General features: G+C 63.2%; 10 protein-coding genes. 4 read left to right on the forward strand and 6 right to left on the reverse strand.

The features are described from left to right. Positions 1-110 precede the first annotated feature (110 nt). Together KB554_RS13415 and KB554_RS11105 are read left to right on the forward strand one after the other, a co-directional pair. Complete coding sequence (locus KB554_RS13415; protein WP_211036144.1) at positions 111-2762, forward strand: ATP-binding protein; 2652 nt, start codon at positions 111-113, stop codon at positions 2760-2762. 21 nt (positions 2763-2783) lie between these two features. Continuing rightward, positions 2784-4157, forward strand: coding sequence for a sigma-54 dependent transcriptional regulator (locus KB554_RS11105; RefSeq protein ID WP_211036146.1), 1374 nt, complete (start codon positions 2784-2786; stop codon positions 4155-4157). Between the two features lie 619 nt (positions 4158-4776). On the opposite strand, the gene KB554_RS11110 is transcribed toward KB554_RS11105, so the two are convergent. After that, a complete protein-coding gene (locus tag KB554_RS11110; RefSeq protein WP_211036148.1) occupies positions 4777-7044 on the reverse strand; it encodes a GH92 family glycosyl hydrolase in 2268 nt (755 codons plus the stop codon). Positions 7045-7141: 97 nt separating this feature from the next. On the opposite strand from KB554_RS11110, the gene KB554_RS11115 reads away from it, so the two are divergent. Next, a complete protein-coding gene (locus tag KB554_RS11115) occupies positions 7142-8014 on the forward strand; it encodes an AraC family transcriptional regulator (protein WP_141428343.1) in 873 nt (290 codons plus the stop codon). 50 nt (positions 8015-8064) lie between these two features. Here KB554_RS11115 and KB554_RS11120 read toward each other — a convergent pair whose 3' ends face one another. From KB554_RS11120 to KB554_RS11140, 5 genes are all read right to left on the reverse strand, one after another. After that, positions 8065-9312, reverse strand: coding sequence for a hypothetical protein (locus KB554_RS11120; RefSeq protein WP_242116260.1), 1248 nt, complete (start codon positions 9310-9312; stop codon positions 8065-8067). An 11-nt stretch (positions 9313-9323) separates the two neighbouring features. After that, positions 9324-10616 carry a hypothetical protein gene (locus tag KB554_RS11125; RefSeq protein ID WP_211036152.1) on the reverse strand — a complete coding sequence of 431 codons (1293 nt, stop codon included), beginning with the start codon at positions 10614-10616 and terminating at the stop codon, positions 9324-9326. Positions 10617-10682: 66 nt separating this feature from the next. Beyond that, positions 10683-12914 (reverse strand): hypothetical protein, encoded by a 2232-nt coding sequence (locus tag KB554_RS11130; protein WP_211036154.1) that lies wholly within the window; start codon positions 12912-12914, stop codon positions 10683-10685. Between the two features lie 21 nt (positions 12915-12935). Continuing rightward, entirely contained in the window at positions 12936-14477 is a 1542-nt protein-coding gene (locus tag KB554_RS11135) for a RagB/SusD family nutrient uptake outer membrane protein (protein WP_141428347.1), read from the reverse strand. Positions 14478-14489: 12 nt separating this feature from the next. After that, positions 14490-17540: a TonB-dependent receptor gene (locus tag KB554_RS11140; RefSeq protein WP_211036156.1), complete on the reverse strand. Its 3051-nt coding sequence runs from the start codon at positions 17538-17540 to the stop codon at positions 14490-14492. Positions 17541-17911: 371 nt separating this feature from the next. Here KB554_RS11140 and KB554_RS11145 point away from each other — a divergent pair, with 371 nt between their 5' ends. After that, positions 17912-18766 carry a class II fructose-bisphosphate aldolase gene (locus KB554_RS11145; protein WP_211036157.1) on the forward strand — a complete coding sequence of 285 codons (855 nt, stop codon included), beginning with the start codon at positions 17912-17914 and terminating at the stop codon, positions 18764-18766. Positions 18767-18769 lie beyond the last annotated feature (3 nt).

An 18769-nucleotide genomic window follows, 5' to 3' on the forward strand; every position in this document is an offset into this window, starting at 1 on the left:
GTTCGGTATCGGCCGTAAAGATAGCGAAATCCCGCCGATTCGGAGCCTGCGGCGGCCGAAAACCGCCTTCCCGTACCGAAATTCGCGCGAATCTTCCTATATTTGAGGTCGTGAAAGAGTCGAAGTTCGTCAAAGCGAAGATCGCCGCGGGATACGTCATCCTCATCGCGGCCTGCATCCTCTCGGTGGGATACGTCTATCGGGAGGCGGTGCGCCTCTCCGCGCCCGACGGCAGCTACGCGCTGCTGCGCAACAAGCGCAGCGCGGTCAATCAGGTGCTCTACCACCTCTACCAGGCCGAGAGCTACGGCCAGTTGATGATCGCCGGATACCAGTCCTTCGAGGGGCGCTACCGGCGCGAGCTGCGGACCGTGCGGGCCCGCATCGACTCGCTGCGCAGCATCGCCGGAAGCGGGGATTCGTTGCAGACGATGCGTCTGGACAGCATCGTGCGGCTGCTCGCGGACAAGGAGCGGCGGACGATGAGCCTGCGGCGGTCGATCCGCGCCGGAGCCACGTCGAGCCTGCTGGAGAAGAACATCCGCGCGCTCATCGAAGGGTCGCGCAACAGCCTCGCGCGCCCCGACACGCTTTCCCTCCCGGCCGGCGGCCTTCTTTCCCCGGACTCGCTCCCCCGGACCGACACGCTGCGCCCCCTGCTGCCCGACACCCTCGCGCCCGTACTGCCGCCCCCTTCCGACACGCTGCCGCCGCCCAGCCTCGTGCGTTCCGACACGGTGGCCGTGCCGCGCCCCAAACGGCGGTTCTTCCGCCGGCTGGCCGACCTGTTCAGCCCGCCCCGGAACGACTCGAACGTGGTGATCTCGCGGCGCGAAATCGTCGTCGATACGCTCCGGCGGCCCGGGGAGACGCTGCCGCCCGAGGCGATCCGGGACACGATCACGCTGGTCCTGCGCGCCCTGCAGGACAGCGTGACCAGCGAACGGCTGGGCATCTACGACGAAGCGTGGCGCGAGGGGCTGCGCCTGCGGTACAGCAACGACCTGGTGAACGCCAAGATCTACCGCCTGATCCTCGATTTCGAGGAGGAGGAGACGGCCTTCCTCATGCGGCGCATCGACACGAACGAGGCGATCCGGCAGCGCTCCTCGCAGATACTGGGCATCGTCGCCGCGGGAGCCGTGGTGCTGATGCTGCTGTTCGTGGCCGTGCTGTGGCGCGACATCAACCGCAGCGTCCGCTACCGCCGGGCGCTGGAGCGGGCCAACCGCGACAATGAGGCGCTGCTGGCGGCCCGCGAGCAGCTGATGCTGGCCATCACGCACGACATCAAGGCCCCGCTGGGGTCGGTCATGGGATATATCGACCTGCTGTCGCGCCTCACCTCCGACAAGCGGCAGGAGCTCTACCTACAGAACATGAAATCCTCGTCGGAGCACCTGCTCGCGCTGGTGAACAGCCTGCTGGACTTCTACCGCCTCGACGCCAACAAGATGGAGGTCGATGCCGTGGCCTTCAACCCGGCGCAGCTCTTCGAGACGATCCGTGCGGGATTCGCCGCGGCAGCGGCCGCCAAAGGACTGGAACTGCGGATGGAGCTCGCCCCGGGCACGGACCGCGAAGTGGCGGGCGATGCCTTCCGGATCCGGCAGATCGCCGACAACCTGCTTTCCAACGCCTTGAAATTCACCGACGAAGGGTTCGTGACGCTGCGGGCCCGCCTCTCCGACGGACAACTGGTCTTTTCGGTCCGCGACACGGGCCGGGGAATCGGCCCCGAGGAACGGGAGCGGATTTTCGCCGAGTTCGTGCGGCTCCGCTCGGCGCAGGGTGTGGACGGCTTCGGACTGGGGCTGTCGATCGTGGACCGTCTCGTGAAGCTGCTCGGCGGAGCGATCTCGCTCGACAGCGCGCCCGGCCAGGGAAGCAAGTTCATCGTCACGGTTCCCGTGGGCGACGCGGCCGAAGGCGCGGCGGGCCGGACGGCGGCGCCGGAACCGGGAGCCGCCGAACCGCTGCCGCCGCTGCGTGCGCTGCTGGTGGACGACGACCCCCTGCAACTCGAAATGGTCGCCGCCATGTGCCGCCGCGCGGGGGTTTCGGCCGAGTGCTGCCAATATCCCGAATACGCCGCACGGCTCGTCGAGGGCGGCCGCTTCGATCTGGTCGTCACCGACATCCAGATGCCCTCGTACGACGGATTCGGTGTGCTGGAGGCCGTGCGCGGCGTCGCGCCCGGGATCCCCGTGGTGGCCGTCTCGGCACGCGGGGAGATGCGTCCCGAGGACTTCGCGGCCCGGGGATTCGCCGCCTGCCTGCGCAAGCCCTTCACCTACGGCGAGCTGGTCGGGGCGATCCGTGCGGCCTGCTGCGGCGGGACGTCGCCGCAGGTTCCGGACGCCGGAACGAAGGCATCCGCCCCGGAGCCGGACGGCGGCGAGCTGCGCTTCGACGCCCTGACGGCCTATGCGGGCGACGACGCGGAGGCGGCGCAGTCGATCCTGGCCTCCTTCGCCGAGCAGACCGCGGCGAACTGCACGGCATTGTGCGAGGCCCTCGACGCGGACGATGCGGCCGGCGTGAAGGCGCTGGCGCACAAGATGCTGCCGATCTTCACGATGCTCGGAGCCGGAACCGTGGCCGACACGCTGCGCCGCGCCGAGACCCACGAAGGGGCGCTGACCGATACGCTGCGCCGCGAGCTGGCGGCCGTCGCGGAGCGCATCCGCGGAATCGCCGCGGAGGCCGGAAAACGGGCCTTTCCCGGAAAAGCGGCCTCCGGAGGTCCGGAATCCGAATAAAATCGTATCTTTGTAGGGAATATGGAACGCATCCTCATCGTAGACGACGACATCACCTTCGCGCTGATGCTCCGCACGTGGCTGGCCAAACGGGGCTTCGAGGTGGAGACGGCCGGTTCGGCGGCAGCGGCCCGCACGGCGCTCGGGAAAGGCGACTACGCCCTCGTGCTGAGCGATATGCGCCTGCCGGACGAAGACGGGATCGCCCTGCTGCAATGGATGGCCGGCGAGGGCATCGCGGCTCCGGTGATCGTGATGACGAGCTACGCCGAGATACGGAACGCCGTGCGGTGCATGAAACTCGGCGCGCGCGACTACGTGGCCAAACCCGTGAACCCCGACGAACTGCTGAAGAAGATCCGCGAGGCGCTCGACGCCCCGGCAGCCGGGGAGGAATCCGCTGGGTCCGGCCGGAACGCCCCGCGCGCGTCCCGGAGCGCGGCGGCCGAACCGCTCAACTACATCGAGGGGCGCAGCGACGCGGCGCGGCAGCTCTACGAATACGTGCGGCTGGTGGCCCCCACCGACATGTCGGTGCTGGTGAACGGCGCGAGCGGAACGGGCAAGGAGCACGTGGCGCAACTGATCCACCGCGGCAGCCGGCGCGCCGGAAAACCTTTCGTGGCGGTCGATTGCGGAGCCATCCCGCGCGAGCTGGCCGCATCGGAGTTCTTCGGCCACGTCAAAGGGTCGTTCACCGGAGCGCTGGCCGACAAGGCGGGAGCCTTCGAGGCGGCCAACGGCGGCACGCTCTTTCTCGACGAGGTGGGCAACCTCACCTACGAGACGCAGGTGCAGTTGTTGCGCGCCCTGCAGGAACGCCGCATCCGCCGCGTGGGCAGTACGCGCGAAATCCCCGTGGACATCCGCCTCGTGGCGGCGACCAACGAGAACCTCGAGGCGGCCATCGCCCGGGGAACGTTCCGCGCCGACCTCTACCACCGGATCAACGAATTCACGCTCCGCATGCCCGAGCTGCGGCAGATGAGCGGCGACATTCCGCTCTTCGCCGACTTCTTCCTCGACCAGGCCAACCGCGAGCTGGGCAAACGCATCGTCGGATTCGACGCCGCGGCGCTGGCCGCGCTGACGCACTACGACTGGCCGGGAAATCTCCGGCAGTTGAAGAACACCGTGAAGTCGGCGACGCTGCTCGCAGCGGGCGACTACGTCACCTGCCGCGAACTGCCGGCCGAAGTGACCGCCCCCTCCACCGGCGCCGCGGCGGGAAACCCGACCGTCCCGAGCTTCTCGCTGCGCGATCCCGCCTCGGAGGAGGAGCAGATACGCCGCGCCCTCGCAGCCGCGGGAGGCAACAAGTCGCAGGCCGCGAAACTGCTCGGCGTCGATCGCAAGACGCTCTACAACAAACTGCACCACTACGGCATCGAGTGACCCCTCCCCGGCAGCGGGCACGTACCGGCCCGGGGGAGGGTGTGGAATTTTTCCACAACATTGTGGAGCGGATTCCACACCGTTCCACACTTCGTCGGACCGCCGCTCCCCGGCGGAATCCGCTTCGCAGCACTCCGCCGGATCCCATTCCGAAACGCTTCCGAATCCGTCCAGGGCCCGTCCCGCACCTTTTCACGCCCCTCTTTCCGCTCCCGCCTCCCCGGCGAACGGCAGGTTTCCGCACCGTTTGGCACACCGCTTGAACGTTTTTTCTGTGAAACCGGCCCTGAACCGGTTCATACAACAAATAAGAATTGAAGTCGAACCTTTAAATTGGACCGCATGAGGAAGGAGTTTGTGATGACGGCGACTTTCTGACGAAGCGGGCGGTTCGCCGACGGAAACGGCCGATCGAGCGGCTCTTCGGAGCGCTCCGGACCGAATGCCGTCGCCGCAGCCGCCGAGCCGAGAGCAGTGGGGTTGTCTCGATTATTTAGTTAACAATTGTTTGCCTGGTACTCCGCCTCGTGCGGAGTTTTTTTATGCCCGGGAATCGGCCCCTTCCGCGCGGAGCATCCGGACGGGCCGGCCGCACCGGACCCGTCCGAACCCGCTCCGGCTACCGGAAACAGTCCGGACAAGGCCGCGACGCAAGCTCCAGCCGCAGCACTCCGCCCCGCACGATCTGCTCGTGCGTGAGGAACGGCCGTTCGAGGGGCTTCCCGTCGAGCCGCGCCGCACGGATGTATTTATTGACCTTCGACGCTCCGGGAGCCTCTATCACGAAACTCCGGCCGCCGGGCAGCGCGATCTCCACCCGCTCGAAAATCGGCGTGCTCAGGGCGTATTCGCCCGAGGCGGGATTGACCGGATAGAATCCCATGGCGGCGAAAACATACCATGCCGTGAGCGCCCCGCCGTCGTCGTCGCCGCTCAATCCCGTGGGACGGTCGTCGAACCAGATGTCGGCAATCTGCCGCACGCGGTGCTGCGTCTTCCAGGCCGCACCGGCATAGTTGTAGAGCCACGGGATGTGGAACGCAGGCTCGTTCCCCGCCGGAATGAGCCCCTGAAGTCCGGTGGCATCGGGCATCCGGCCCATGAATTTCCATTTGTCGAGCCTCGGACCGCGGGTGAAGGATTCGTCGAGACGGCGCACGAAGGCTTCCGGACCGCCCGTCAGCGCGATCAGCCGCGGAATGTCGTGCTGCACGTGGAAAACATGGACACAGGCATTGACCTCGGCGAAATAGCTCCGGGCGCCGAACCCGTCGCTCAGTTGCGGATCGAACGGTTCGATCCATTCGCCCCGTTCGTTTCTGGGTGCGAAATAACCGATCTCCGGATTCCATAGGTTCAGGTAGTTGCGCGACCTTTGCAGAAACAGCTCGCAATCCTCGTCACGTCCCAGATAGCGCGCGATCCGGGCCAGACACCAGTCGTCGTAGCTATGTTCGAGCGTCACCGACACGGCCTGCCGTTTCTCCCACCCGTCGTCGATATAGGGGTATTTCTCCTTCTCCCCGGGCGCCAGCGCCGGGAAATAGCCGTGTTCGGCATAGAACCGGTCGGGCTCGCGGGCCGCTCCGGCCCGCCAAGGAATCATCGTCCCCTCCAGCGCGTTCTTGCGCAGCCCTTCGTAAAGCGTCTCCACATCGAAATCGGTGATCCCCTTGCGGATGGCTTCGGCGGCGACCGACGCGACGTGATTGCCGATCATCGGATCGCCGTGCCAGTCCGGCGAGGCTCCCTCGAACCAGTCGCCGCCCCATTCGACCAGCTCGGGGAACTGGGGAACCCAGCCCCACTGGCGGTACATCCGGACATAGGACTGCAACTCGTCCGCCTTCCGCTCCGGATCGAGCAGCATCCCCAGCGCATGCAGGTTGCGGTAGGTATCCCAGGCCCAGTCGTCGTTGTAGAACGGCCGCGCGTCCTCGTGCACACGGCGGTCGAATCCGCTGTAATAACGTCCGTACTCGGACTGCTCGACCATCCGCTCGCAGGTCCGGTAAAGCGACGTGTAGAAAATCCGCCGCTCCCGTTCGGTTCCCCCTTCGACCCGGATGCGTCCCAGCGTCTCCTCCCAGATCGCGCGGCTTTGTTCCCGGACCTCGGCGAACGACGCCTCCCCAGCCTCGGCTTCGAGGTTGGCGCGGGCCTGTTCCACGCTGATATAGGAGATTCCGACCCGGAAACGCACGACGCCCCGGCCGGCCGGATCCGAAAGCCAGACCCCGATATTCCGGCCCGCCGCGGAGAGCGAGTCGGAAAGCACGCCGTCCCGGCAGGTCCCCGCCTTTCCGAACGGCCGGTCGGCCACGGCATAGAAGTACTGGCGGGCATAATCGACCGCCTCCCAGCCCATCACGACCCGATTCCCGTCCACGCTCGCCTCGCCCTGCGCCGCAAGCCGGAAAAGCACGTTCGCAGGGCGGTCTCCGTCCGTGAAGTCGAACTCGTAGAGGGCCGCGCGTTCGGTCGTCGTCCACGCCGCCCCGATGCCGAAATCCTCGAGCCAGACACGGTGCGACCAGGGATGCAGCTCCTCGAGGTCGTGGTCGTACCACGACGAGGAGCGCTCCGGATCGAACGACACATCGCCCGCCGTGGGCATGATCGCAGTCACCGCCCCGTTCCGGTAACGGGGCATGTTGAGGGCGATGCCGTAGATCCGGTCGGAAAAGTAACGGTCGTTGAGTCCCGGTTCGGTCACGGGATAGATACGCACCATGGCGTGCGGCCGGTGCACCTGCGGCATCACGGTCGTCAGCAGCGGCGCCACGCCCCCTATGTTGGGATCGACCCAGCGTCCCACGCCTTCGTCCCGGCAACCGGCCGTACAAAGCAGAAGCGCCGCGGCCGCAAACATGTGAATCCTGTTCATATTTTTTCCATTTTTTTCGGACGAACCGAGTGAAAAACGCCTGAAATTACGAATTTTCGGCCGATTTTCACTATATTTGTTCAGATAACCGCACGGTATGAAGTACATTCTGAAAGAGATCACTCCGCTGGGCGGAAACGACCTGTTCATCGCGAACCACTGGCCCGACAACCAGATGGATTTCCCGCTCCATTTCCACGAGGACTACGAACTCAACCTGACGCTGCACGTCCGGGGCAAACGAACGGTGGGCAATCTGGTGGAGGACTTTACGGAGAAGGATCTGGTCATCACCAACCCGAACGTGCTGCATTGCTACAAACGCGGCGAGAGTTATGCGAACGTCCGCTGCGAAGTGGTCGTCGTCCAGTTCTCCAAGAACCTTCCCTCGTGGGGCATTTTCGACACCGACCAGCTGCGGCCGATCCGGGAGATGCTCTGCCAGCCCGCGCCGGGCATCCGGTTTTCGGAGGACACCGCGGACCGGGTCCGCGACCGGCTGCTGCGCCTGCCGCACCTCGAAGGGTTCGAAGCCGTGCTGCTGTTCCTCGACATTCTCCACGAACTCGCCTGCGCCGACCGGACCAAGGTCGAGCTGATCGGGCTTCAGGGCGACGGCTCCTTCGCCCACAGCCGCCGCATCAACAAGATCGTGCAGTTCGTGGAGCAGAATTACAGCCGGAAGATTTCGCTCGACGAAATCGGCCGTCTGGTCGGAATGCCGGCGTCGTCCGCGAGCCGTTTTTTCAAAAAACGCACGCGGCACAACTTCTGGGACTACCTCAGCGGATTCCGGATCAACCGCGCGGCGCAAATGATCATCGAGACCGAACACACGATTTCGGAGATCAGCTACGAATGCGGCTTCAACAACATCTCCAATTTCAACCGCGTCTTCCGCGAACGCATCGGCACCACGCCGAGCGACTACCGGCGCAAGTTCAAGGCGTCGGTCATCCCCAAGGGGTGACCGGCCGGAAAGGCCTCGGAACACCGCAGCCTTTTCCGGCCGGAGAAGTCCTATTTCCCGAGCCACAGCTCCCGGATCGTCTCCTCGATCCCCATGCCGTAGGGAACCCGGTCGCTCTGCGCGACGGCGCGGCAGAGGAACGCGGGACCGCCCGCCGTCGCCGACACGACCCGTGCGCCGGGCATTTCGAGATGGCCGTTCGGATCGTTTTCGCGCAGCCAGCCGTAGGCATAGCGCAGCCAGGCCCGGCGGGCATCGGGTTCCTGCAGGTAGAACCAGGTGATTTCGTCATAGCCCCAAACGTAATGGTCCGACAGATCGGCCTCGCCCGGATGGTCGCTCACGCCGAAATTGTCGAACTCGACCAGATAGGGCAGGGCGTCGCACCGCCAGCCGCTCGGCGTCACGCATCCGGGGCTTTTGCCGTAAACCGCGTCGATATGCCCCGCCTCGAGCACGCACTCCATCGGCTTTTCGGGAACCTCCTTGATCCGCAGCGGGAAGGAGTTGAAGTCGATCAGGCTTCTGTCGCCGACCATCATGCCCCGGCTGCCCGTGTGGGCGTCAAAAAGCACGAAGTGACGGCGGGCCCGCGGGCAGACCCGGGCACGCACCTTCTTCAGAAAGCTGTCCCATGTCTGCCATCCGCGGTCGTTCATGCCGATCAGATAGACCTGCCCCAGATGGACGGCTTCGACCCCGATATCGACATAGGAGCCGATCAGGAACATGAACCACAACTGCGTCTCGACACGCGTGATGTCCGGCACGCTGGCTCCCGGCCCCCACTGGTCCACGTATTTTCCACCGGGATCGAGCATCTGCGCATAATCGAAACAGCGCTCCTCGACGGGCAGTCCCAGCGCCTCGAAAGCCCAGGCGGGCACGGGGATCTCGCCGACCTCGCGGTAAACCGCCTCGAAGGTCGCGGCCTGGAAGATCACGTCCGGATCGAAGGCGTGCACACGGTCGATCAGCGCTTCGGCTCCGGCCCAGAAACCCGGCTCGGCAAGCGCCTTCTCATCGCCCCAGCGGTAGATCGCCCGGCCGATGAACTTGGCGCCGGTGTTGCGGATGAACTCCACGTCGGCCTCCTTGTCGGGATAGGTTCCGTCGTTGCAGTAGGGATCGACGGTCAGGAACTCCGACATCGTGACGGCCCGCGAAAGGTAGCGGTCCAGCACGTCCCGGGAGATCGAACCGTCGAAGCGGTAGGGATCCGGCTCCGCAGAGCCGCATGCGCCCGCGCTGGCGGAAAGTCCCAGCGCGGCGGAAAGCAATACGAACAGTCGTTTCATGGCAGGTATCGTCATTCGTTCCACAATCTTCTGATGGTCTCCTCGGTCGAACGGCCCGTGGGGCACGCCTCGCTCTGCGTGTTGCAGCGGTAGAACCGGGAAGGCCCCGACACCGACACGCGGCAGCCCGGCATCTGGACGTACCCGATCGGATCCATGCTGCGGAGGTAGTCCACGGCGTATTCAAGCCACTCGCGGGCGTACTCGTCGTCGAGCAGGCTGAACCACGATATTTCGTCGTAACCCCAAACGTAGTGGTCGCTCCAGTCATACTGTCCCGGATGGTCGCTCACGCCGAAGTTGTCGAACTCGAGGAGATACGGAATCCGTTCGGCCGTCCAGCCGCTCGGGGTCCGGCCGCCCTTCGTATAGCCGATCACCGAATCGAGGTATCCCTTTTCGAGTTTCGCCTTCATCGGCTCGCCCGCGATCTCCTTCGCCCGCAACGGGAACGACACGAAGTCGAAGAGCAGTTCGCCATCGACGACGATGCCGCCGTTGCCCAGGTGGGCGTCCAGCAGCACCGTTCCCCGCGCCGCCTTGGTCGTCGCCGCCTCGCGGATTTTGGAGAGCAGGGTCCGGTATCCCGCATAGCCGTTTTCCGAATCGCCCATCGACGCCATGAGCATCACCTGCCCGCAGTGGAACGCCTCGATGCCGGCCTCCATGTATTTTACGGCCATGAAGTAGAACCACATTTGCGTCTCCTCGCGCGACATGTCGGGGACGCAGGTGTTCTCGCCCCACTGCTCCAGATAGACGCCGTTCTCGTCGCAGATGGCGTCGAACCGGAAGTTGCGGGCCTCGGGCTCCCGTCCGAAAGCCTCGAAAACCCACTCCGGAACGGGAATGTCGTTCACCCGGGTCGTCACGATCTCGAACAGGGCCGCCTGGAAAATCAGGTCGGGATCCGAACGGTGCATCCGCTCGATCCGCGCCCCGGCGTCGGCGAGCCACGCATCATCGACGAAAAGCTCCTCATGCCCCCACGAATAGATCGACCGCCCGATGAATTTGGCCCCGATCGAGAGGAGCATCCGCTCGTCGTCCTCCGTCCCGTACACTCCGTCGTTCGAGGTTTCGGGACCGGCGAGAAACTCCGTCTGGGTCACGGCGCGCGAAAGGTAGTTGTGCAGCACCTCTTCCGACATCGTTCCGCCCGAGAAGGCGTAATTGCCCGTATTGGGCACGGGAGCGGGCCTCTGCGGAATCTCGGGCCACCGGCTCCGGTCCCACTCCTTTTCGCAGCCCGCCGCCGAAAGCAGGCAGGCCGCAGCGAATAGTATGAATTTCGATCCTTTCATCTGTATTTCGGTTTTCAGGGTTCCGGCCGGATGTCTCCGGCCGGAACCGCAGTTGCCAATATTTCGTTACAATTCGTCGATCCGGTAGTTCGTTCCGTTGGATTCGATGGCGAACTCCGCCCCGGAGGAGAAGACGCCCGCCCGGTAAAGTTCGCCGAGCAGATCGAGTCCCACCTGCCCGGACACGGATTCCACGGGAATTCCGCCCGACTCGGCCCCGTTGCCCGTCACCGTCACGTTGCCGCCGACGCTCCGGAGCCCGGCGAAACCGCCCAGACCGTTGAGCTTCGCATTGCCGCGGATCGTCAGACTGCCGCCCACCGTCTCGAGCGGCATGACGTCGAAATTCCAGAAGTCGCCGTTGCAGTTCTCCACCGTAAAGTCGCCGCCTACGCTCCGGAGCGAAAGGAAAGTCACGCCCGCCATCGGTTCGGCGACCCCCGAGAGCTTCACGCTGCCGGCCACGCTCTCTATCTGAGAGAGGCAGCTCCCGGCTCCCCAGTTGGTCGCGATCTTCGGACAGTTCTCGAAGACGAGGTCGCCGCCGACCGCCGTCATCGACTTCATGCCGTTCAGATTGAACAGTTGCGCACAGTTGCGGAAGACGATGCCGCCGTCCACCGTGAACCCTCCGTCGTTGAAGAGCACTTCGGTCGTCGTCAGGGAGGTTCCCTCGACGGTCAGGGTCCCGGCGATCTTCCCGACGCGGTTCTTGACGAACGACAGATCGTGATCCGAAATCGTATTGTCCGGATCGAGAATCGTGAGGTCCTGCACCGTCTCCCCGACGGCCGAACCGTCCTGCGGAGCGAAAGCCAGCAGTTCGTCCCGTCCCGCGATCGTATAGGTCCGGGGCGTTCCCGGATCGGGTACTTCCGAAAACTCGACGGACGAACCGTCGGCATAGCGGCAATCGACCGCTGCCCCGGGCTGCACCACCCCGGAGACGATCCACCGCTCCACCAGGTCGAAACCCACCTGTCCGGCGACCGAGACATACGGGATGCCTCCTCCGGCGCTGACGTCCGTACCGCACTCCGCAATCGTGATGTCGCCGCCCAGATACTCCAGTTTCTCGAAACCGCCCAGTCCGTTCTGGTGATCGTTGCCGATAAGCGTGAGGTTTCCGCCGATACGGCGCAGATCGGTGGCCAGATTCCAAAAGAATCCCTGGTAGGTCTCCACGCAGTTGTCCTCCAGCGTCATGTCGCCGCCGACTTCGGACAGCGAGGCGAAGGCCATCTGCTGCATGCCGCAGTTGCGCACCGTCAGGTCGCCCTCCACGCGGACGATCTGCGCGAAGCCGTTGCCGGAACCCCAGTGAATCAGGTAGGGGATATTCTCCAGCACGAAATCGCCGCTGATCTGCGTGATGTTCTTGAATCCGTTGTTGTTGAAGAACTTGTTGCCGCTGTCCTCGTCGTAGGTTTCGATGTTGCGCAGGACGATGCCGCCGCGGCACTCCACCTTGCCGAAGAAGGTCTCGGTGGTCTTGATCGCCGCACCGTCGATGGTCATGGTCCCCTGTACGACGTCGATTTTCGAGGCCAGCAGGGCCATGCCGTCGTCGGTGACCTGGGGTCCCGTCACGGTGAGGTCCTTCACCTCCTTGCCCGAGGGGCTGAATGCGGCGGCCTCGGCGTCGGATTTGATCGTATAGCTGTACACGCCGCCCGACTCGCCGCCCTGCCCGATCAGCGACGGGTCGGTTACGGCCAGCGGATGGTTGTTCGACAGGGTCACGTTGTCCGAATCGAGCACCGAATTGGAAATAAGGTACTTGATGACGTTGAATCCGTAGGTATCGGGCTGATCGGGCTTGTCCTCGCCCAGCAGGGAGTTCCCCGTGACGAAGAGCTTTCCGGTCATTTTCTTGAGATTCATGAGACCGCTGATGTCGGTCAGCTGCGGATTGTCCTCGATATGGATGTCGCCGATGACGAACCTGAGCGCCAGGTCTCCGACGGAGACCAGCGATTCGTTTTCCGCGATTTCGAGTTTCGTGGCCACGGAGAAGGTCTTCGGAAGCGTCAGCGTTCCGATGCCCGTATTCCGGATGACGAGCGTGCCGACGGCCGACACGTCGAGCGACGAGAGATCGGTGATGTCGCCGCCCGTGACCGTGATCCGGTTGGCCTCGCGGCGGGTGGGAAAGGCATCGACCTCGGCCTGCGTCGTGAGCGTGAAGTTCCCCTCGTAGGGGTTCGCGGGATCGGTCCCGTCCTCCGAACAGGCCGTCAGCCACGCACCCGCGAGGGCGAGCAGCGGCAGCAGGTATTCATTGTACGATCGTTTCATGATGCGTTGGTATTAGGTCGGTTATCGCTGGGGGTTGAGGTCCATCTCCCGCTGGGGAGCCGGATAGAAATAGGCGTAGGTCGGCTTGAAGGCCTTGTTGGTGATATGCCGCTCGTCGGCCCGGTTGAGCCGGCGCAGTTCGTAGATGCCGTGTCCCTCGAAGGCCAGCTCCTTGATGCGCTCCTGAATCACCGCCTCGCGGAAGTCCGCGACCGAAAGCCCCTCGGGCAGCGCTCCCAGCCCGGCGCGTTTGCGCACCTCGTTCACCCATTTATATCCCTCCTCGGTCGGTCCCGCGGCTTCGGCGTAGGTGAGCGCCACTTCGGCGAACCGGATCAGGTAGAGATTCGCCGACGTCCGGTTCGAGTTCGACTTCGGATCGGTGTACTTGCGGCAGAACGGATAGAAGAACTTGTTCTTCACGTTGTCGCTGCTCGTCAGATTCGAAGGGTCGTAAGTCGCCAGCACGCTGCCGTCTTCGTTGTATATCGTCGTAACCATCAGTTGTTTGCGCAGGTCCGCATCGTCATACGTGTCACGGAATTCGTTGTCCACGCGCATCACCTGGAACCCCGACTCGTAATTCATGAACTTCATCACTTCGCCTCCGCCGGCGAGCGACGAGGAGATATAGACGATATTGCCCGTCTGGATCGCGAACATCTGGGGCAGCTGCGAATAAGTGCCTTCCATGCCGCTGGCCTCGCGGTTCATCGAGGTCATGAAGATATGCTCCACGCCGTCGGCCTGGTGATCGACGTCGTAAACATTGCCCAGATCGGGGTCGAGACGATAGACGGTCTGCCCTTCGAGCACGTCGGAGGCATACTGCGCCGCCAACGCATACATGTCATCGGCATCGGCGACCCAGTCGTAGCCCGGAGCGCCCGAAGCCTTCGAGGAGGCGAGGTAGAGGTAAACCCGCGCCAGCAGCGCCTGCGCGGCGACCTTGTCGGCCCGGCCCTGCACCTTGTTCACGGGCAGCAGACCGATGGCCTCCTCCAGCTCGCCGATGATGAACCCGTAGATCTTCTCGATCGGGGCGAAATCCTTGTAGGAGTCGGAGACGGTCGAAACGGTTTTCGACCGGATGGGCACGCTGCCGTAGTTGATGACCAGCATGAAGTGGTTGAAAGCGCGCAGGAAATGCGCCTCGCCGAGAATCCTGTTGCGCGCCATCGCCGAGATGGACGTCATGCGCGAGACGTTCTCCAGCACCGAATTGGTGCGCGCCAGACTTACGTAGGCCGACTTGAAAAAGTAGATGGCCTCGTCGCTCGTCGGAGTGATGTCCCACTGGAACAGCGGGCTTTCGTCGGCCTTGCCGTAGGATTTGTACTGGTTGGTCGGCACGTCGCTCAGGAAGAAGAGGAATCGGCCGCAATAGTCGATGTAGTTGATCGGCACGTAAGCGTACATCAGCGCGGATTCGGCATCGGCCTCCGTATTGTAGAAGGTCTCGTTCGAATAAGTGCCGTAGGGAACTTCGTCGAGGCAGGAGGCGAAGCCCGTCAGTGCCCCGAGCAGAAGCAGGTATCGGAATGTCTTTTTCATTTTCAACATGGCTCTATCAGGTTAGAATTTGAACTCCGCGCCGGCGGTGATGACGCAGACCTTGGGATAGGCGACGCCCCCGATGCCGTTCTCTCCCACTTCGGGATCGTATTCGCTGACTTTCGAGAAGGTGAAGGGGTTGCTGGCGCTCACGAACACGCGCAGGTGCTTGATGCCCCGGATTTTGTTTTCCGGCAGGGTATAGCCCAGCATGATGTTGGAGATGCGCAGGAACGAACCGTCCTCGACCGACCACGAAGAGGCATGGTACTGGCGGTTGTACCGCAGGCTGGGGCGCTCGTTCGTGGGGCGCTCCGGCGTCCACCTGCCGGACATCAGCGCCGGAGAGGTGAGCTTCCGGTAGGAGAAAATGTCGTTGCCATAGACGGCGTACATCATCACCGAAAGGTCCAGACCGATCCGGTGCGACAGCGAGAGGTTGAGACTCGAGGTGAACTTGGGATTCGGATCGCCGATAATCACGCGCCGGTCGGGATCGAGCGTTCCGTCGGCGTTGAGCCCCGCATAGTTGAACTCTCCCGGACGGGTGTTGGGACTCGACCCGTCGCCCTGCGGCGTCTGGATGATGCCGTTCACCATGTAACCGTAGAACGAATTGACGGGGTAGCCGATGGCCAGCACGTTGAGGAAGGCGTCGTTGTAAACGCTGCCGCCGTACTGCGTATAATAGATGCCGTTGGCATCGACCGTACAGCCCGAGTTCTCGGCCGTGCCGATCGACACGACCTTGTTGCGGTTGAGGCTGAAGATGCCGGTCGCGCTGAAATTCCAGTCCTTCGTCGAGACGATGTGTCCCGTGACGGCCACCTCGAAACCCTTGTTGCGGATCTCGCCGTCATTGACCCACACCGTGTCGAACCCGGTGCTGGGAGAGAGGTACTGCTTGCGCAGCAGGTCGGTGGTGCGTTTGTAATAGTAGTCGAACGTGACGTTCAGCCGTCCCTTGAGGATCGAGAGGTCGAGGCCGATGTCCAACTGGGCCGTCTTCTCCCACGTCAGTTCGTGGTTGGCCATGCCCGCATAGGTGACGAAACGGTCGCCGAGCCCCTCGCGGCCGTCCTGATAACCGATGCCGTAAACCGTGTACTCTTCGCCGTTGCACCAATAGTAGTCGTAGCCGAAACGCTCGAAGGTCTGGTAGGGCGAAATGCCCTGATTGCCCGAAACGCCGTAGCTGGCGCGCAGCTTGAGCTGGTCGAAAAATCCGAGCGACCTGATCCACGGCTCCTCCTCCATCTTCCAGCTCACGGCGCCCGAGGGGAAGAAGCCCCAACGGTGTCCCTTGGCGAATTTCGACGCCCCGTCGGCACGGGCCGTAAAGGTGAACAGGTAGCGGTTCTTGTAGGTGTAGTTCAGACGCGTGAAGCCCGAAGCGAGCATCTCCTGACTGCGCGACGTGGTGGTGATGACCTTGTCGGCGCCGGAAACCACTTCGTCCTCGAGCGCGGCGTTCGAAAAGCCCCGTCCGGTGATGCTCGATCCCCGGCTTACGCTGTTCTCGTAACTGCCGCCGACCATGGCCGAAAAGGCGTGGTCGCCGAAGGTTCTGTCGTAGGTCAGGTATCCGTCCGTAGTGAGATTAACATAGGTGGACTCGCTGTTGCCGCCCTCCCCGTTGTAGTTGTCGCCCGCCTGCGTGTAAAGCGGCGGATTGAAAAACGCCGAACGGCTCTGTTCGGCCCGGGCGTTGCCCGAAACCGAAAGCGTCAAGCCCGGCAGAATCGACCAGTCGGCCTTCACGAGCGCATAGCCGGACATGTCGTCCGACTCCTTCTTGACCTCGTTGTTTATCATCACGGGATTGCTGTAATCCTTGGGCTGGCTCTTGAAATAGGAGCCGTCGCCGTTATAGACCGGCCAGAGGGGATTGCAGCCGTAGCTCGTCCCGTTGTTGTAGGTCCGGAATCCCCGCACGAATCCCGCCTTGGTCTTCAGCTTGACATTGCGGGCCACCTGGTTGTCGTACGACATATCGACCGTGTACTTCTCGTAGTCGTCGTTGTGCTGCATGCCCTCGCCGTCGTAATACCCCAAGCTCACATAGTAGCGGTTCTTCGCGTTGCTGCCTTCGATTCCCACGTTGTAATCCTGCGTAACGGAGGTCCGGAACACATAGTCGGCCCACCGGGTGCGATAGGGCCATTCGCCGCTTTCGATCTCGGAAACGGAGGGGTAATAGGTCCCGTCGGCCCATATCTTGCCCGTGTAGGGTCCTTCGGCGCCGCCGTTCTCGTACGACTCGTTCTCCAGACGGGCCATCGTCACCGGATCGCGCCAGTAGTCGAGCCGATCGCTGAAAACGCCCACGCCGACCTTGCCCGAGAACCAGACGTTCTGATGCTCCTTCCTGCCGCTTTTGGTCGTGATCATGATGACGCCGTTGGCGCCGCGCGAACCGTAAATCGCCGTGGCCGAAGCGTCTTTCAGCACTTCGATCGACTCGATGATGCCCGGATTGACGCTCTTGAGGTTTCCGGCGTCGCCCATCGGAACTCCGTCCACGACCACCAGCGGGGAGTTGGACCCGTTGATGGAACTGATGCCGCGCACCCGGACCGTCACGCCGCCCTCGGGACTGTCGTTCGAATTGTCGATCACCGTCAGACCGGCGACGCGTCCCTGGAGCAGCTTGTCGATCGACCCCGACGAAACCTGCGTCACGTCGGAGGCCCTCACCGAGGCCACGCTTCCCGTCAGGTCGCTCTTCTTCATCGTACCGTAGCCGATCACGACCACCTCGTCTACCAGTTCGGCCTCCTCCTGAAGCCTCACGTCCACGGCGGTCCTGCCGGCCACGTTCACTTCCTGCGTCTTGTAACCGAGGAACGATACCACGAGCACATCGTCCGCGGCGACGTCCAGGGCGTATGTGCCCGACGCATCGGTCGTCGTGCCCCTGACGGAACCCTTGACCACCACCGACGCGCCCGCGACAGGCTGTCCGTCGGAACCGCCCGTCACCACTCCCCGTACGGTCATCTCCTGGGCGGAGAGGCCGGCGCCGTACAGCAGCAGGGAAGCCAACAGCATGAATAGTCTCTTTTCAATCATGTTTCAAATAGGTTAGAAGGTTTGGTTTTCACAATCGGCCGTATAAATAAAAGGTGTGCGGAAACGAATTTTGCACGAATCCGTCCAAACGGACTATTACAAATATAGCCCAAAGAAAAGCAAATACATGGTGATATATTGACAAAACGTAGCAATATTTTCACACGATCGCATCCCCTGCGCACACCCTCGGAAGAAATATACATATCACTGATCCATACCGCATTACACGACAGGCGAAACTTCGTTCATCTTGTCAAAATATCACGCGCTTATGTCGATATTCCACCGGTTTTTCTCGTCCGGACCCGCTATCTTTGAATCATGAAACTTTCACATTCGGCCGCCTTCACTCAAACCATTTTCCGATCATGCTGATACCATTCAGAGAAATAACCCGAGACGCTCTCCGGCGACGCTACGCCGTCGGGGCCTTCAACTGCCTGAGCGTCGAAAACGTCATGGGGGCCGTCGCCGCGGCCGAGGAGCTGCATTCGCCGATCATTCTGCAACTGGCCGAAGTGCAGTTCCCCGAAGCTCCGATGGAGCTGATGGCCCCGGTATTCCTGCGGGCGGCCCGCGATGCGAAAGTCCCCGTCGCCGTCCACCTCGACCACGGCCGGAGTATCGAAACCTGCATCCGGGCCGTCCGGGAGGGATTCACGTCGGTCATGTTCGACGGCGCGGAACTGCCTTTCGAAGAGAACGCCGAGCAGACCCGGCTCGTCGTCCGGCTGGCGCACGCCGCAGGCGTCGATGTAGAAGCCGAACTGGGACGGGTGGGCGACACCGGCTTCGGAGGCGAAGGCACGGCGGCCGCGGCCGCCGACGTCTTCACCGACGTCGAAGAGTCGGCGCGGTTCATCGCCCGAACCGGAACCGACGCGCTGGCCATAGCCATCGGCAATCTTCACGGACGCTACACGGCCACCCCGCGGCTCAATATCGCCCGGCTGCGCGAGATCCATGCCCGGAACGCCGTGCCGCTGGTCCTGCACGGAGGCAGCGGCACAAGCGAAGAGGACTTCAAGGCCTGCATCCGCAACGGCATCTGCAAGATCAACGTCGCCACGGCGATCCAGATCGCCGCGGCCGAAGCGGTCGCGGAATACCTCGCCCGGGGCGGTTCGCCCGGATACATCGGGATAAAACGACGAATCATCGAAGCTTCCCAACGGGCCGTCGCGGAGCACATCCGGCTCTTCGAAAGCGACGGCAAAGCCTGAAAC

Origin of the sequence: Alistipes sp. Marseille-P2263, from assembly GCF_018101075.1 — a bacterium.
Classification (GTDB): domain Bacteria; phylum Bacteroidota; class Bacteroidia; order Bacteroidales; family Rikenellaceae; genus Alistipes; species Alistipes dispar.

Bases quoted from the DNA above. Each gene is read 5' to 3' on its own strand.
- KB554_RS11105 (WP_211036146.1), top strand. From the start codon at position 2,784: ATGGAACGCATCCTCATCGTAGACGACGACATCACCTTCGCGCTGATG.
- KB554_RS11110 (WP_211036148.1), bottom strand. From the start codon at position 7,044: ATGAACAGGATTCACATGTTTGCGGCCGCGGCGCTTCTGCTTTGTACG.
- KB554_RS11115 (WP_141428343.1), top strand. From the start codon at position 7,142: ATGAAGTACATTCTGAAAGAGATCACTCCGCTGGGCGGAAACGACCTG.
- KB554_RS11120 (WP_242116260.1), bottom strand. From the start codon at position 9,312: ATGAAACGACTGTTCGTATTGCTTTCCGCCGCGCTGGGACTTTCCGCC.
- KB554_RS11125 (WP_211036152.1), bottom strand. From the start codon at position 10,616: ATGAAAGGATCGAAATTCATACTATTCGCTGCGGCCTGCCTGCTTTCG.
- KB554_RS11130 (WP_211036154.1), bottom strand. From the start codon at position 12,914: ATGAAACGATCGTACAATGAATACCTGCTGCCGCTGCTCGCCCTCGCG.
- KB554_RS11135 (WP_141428347.1), bottom strand. From the start codon at position 14,477: ATGTTGAAAATGAAAAAGACATTCCGATACCTGCTTCTGCTCGGGGCA.
- KB554_RS11140 (WP_211036156.1), bottom strand. From the start codon at position 17,540: ATGATTGAAAAGAGACTATTCATGCTGTTGGCTTCCCTGCTGCTGTAC.
- KB554_RS11145 (WP_211036157.1), top strand. From the start codon at position 17,912: ATGCTGATACCATTCAGAGAAATAACCCGAGACGCTCTCCGGCGACGC.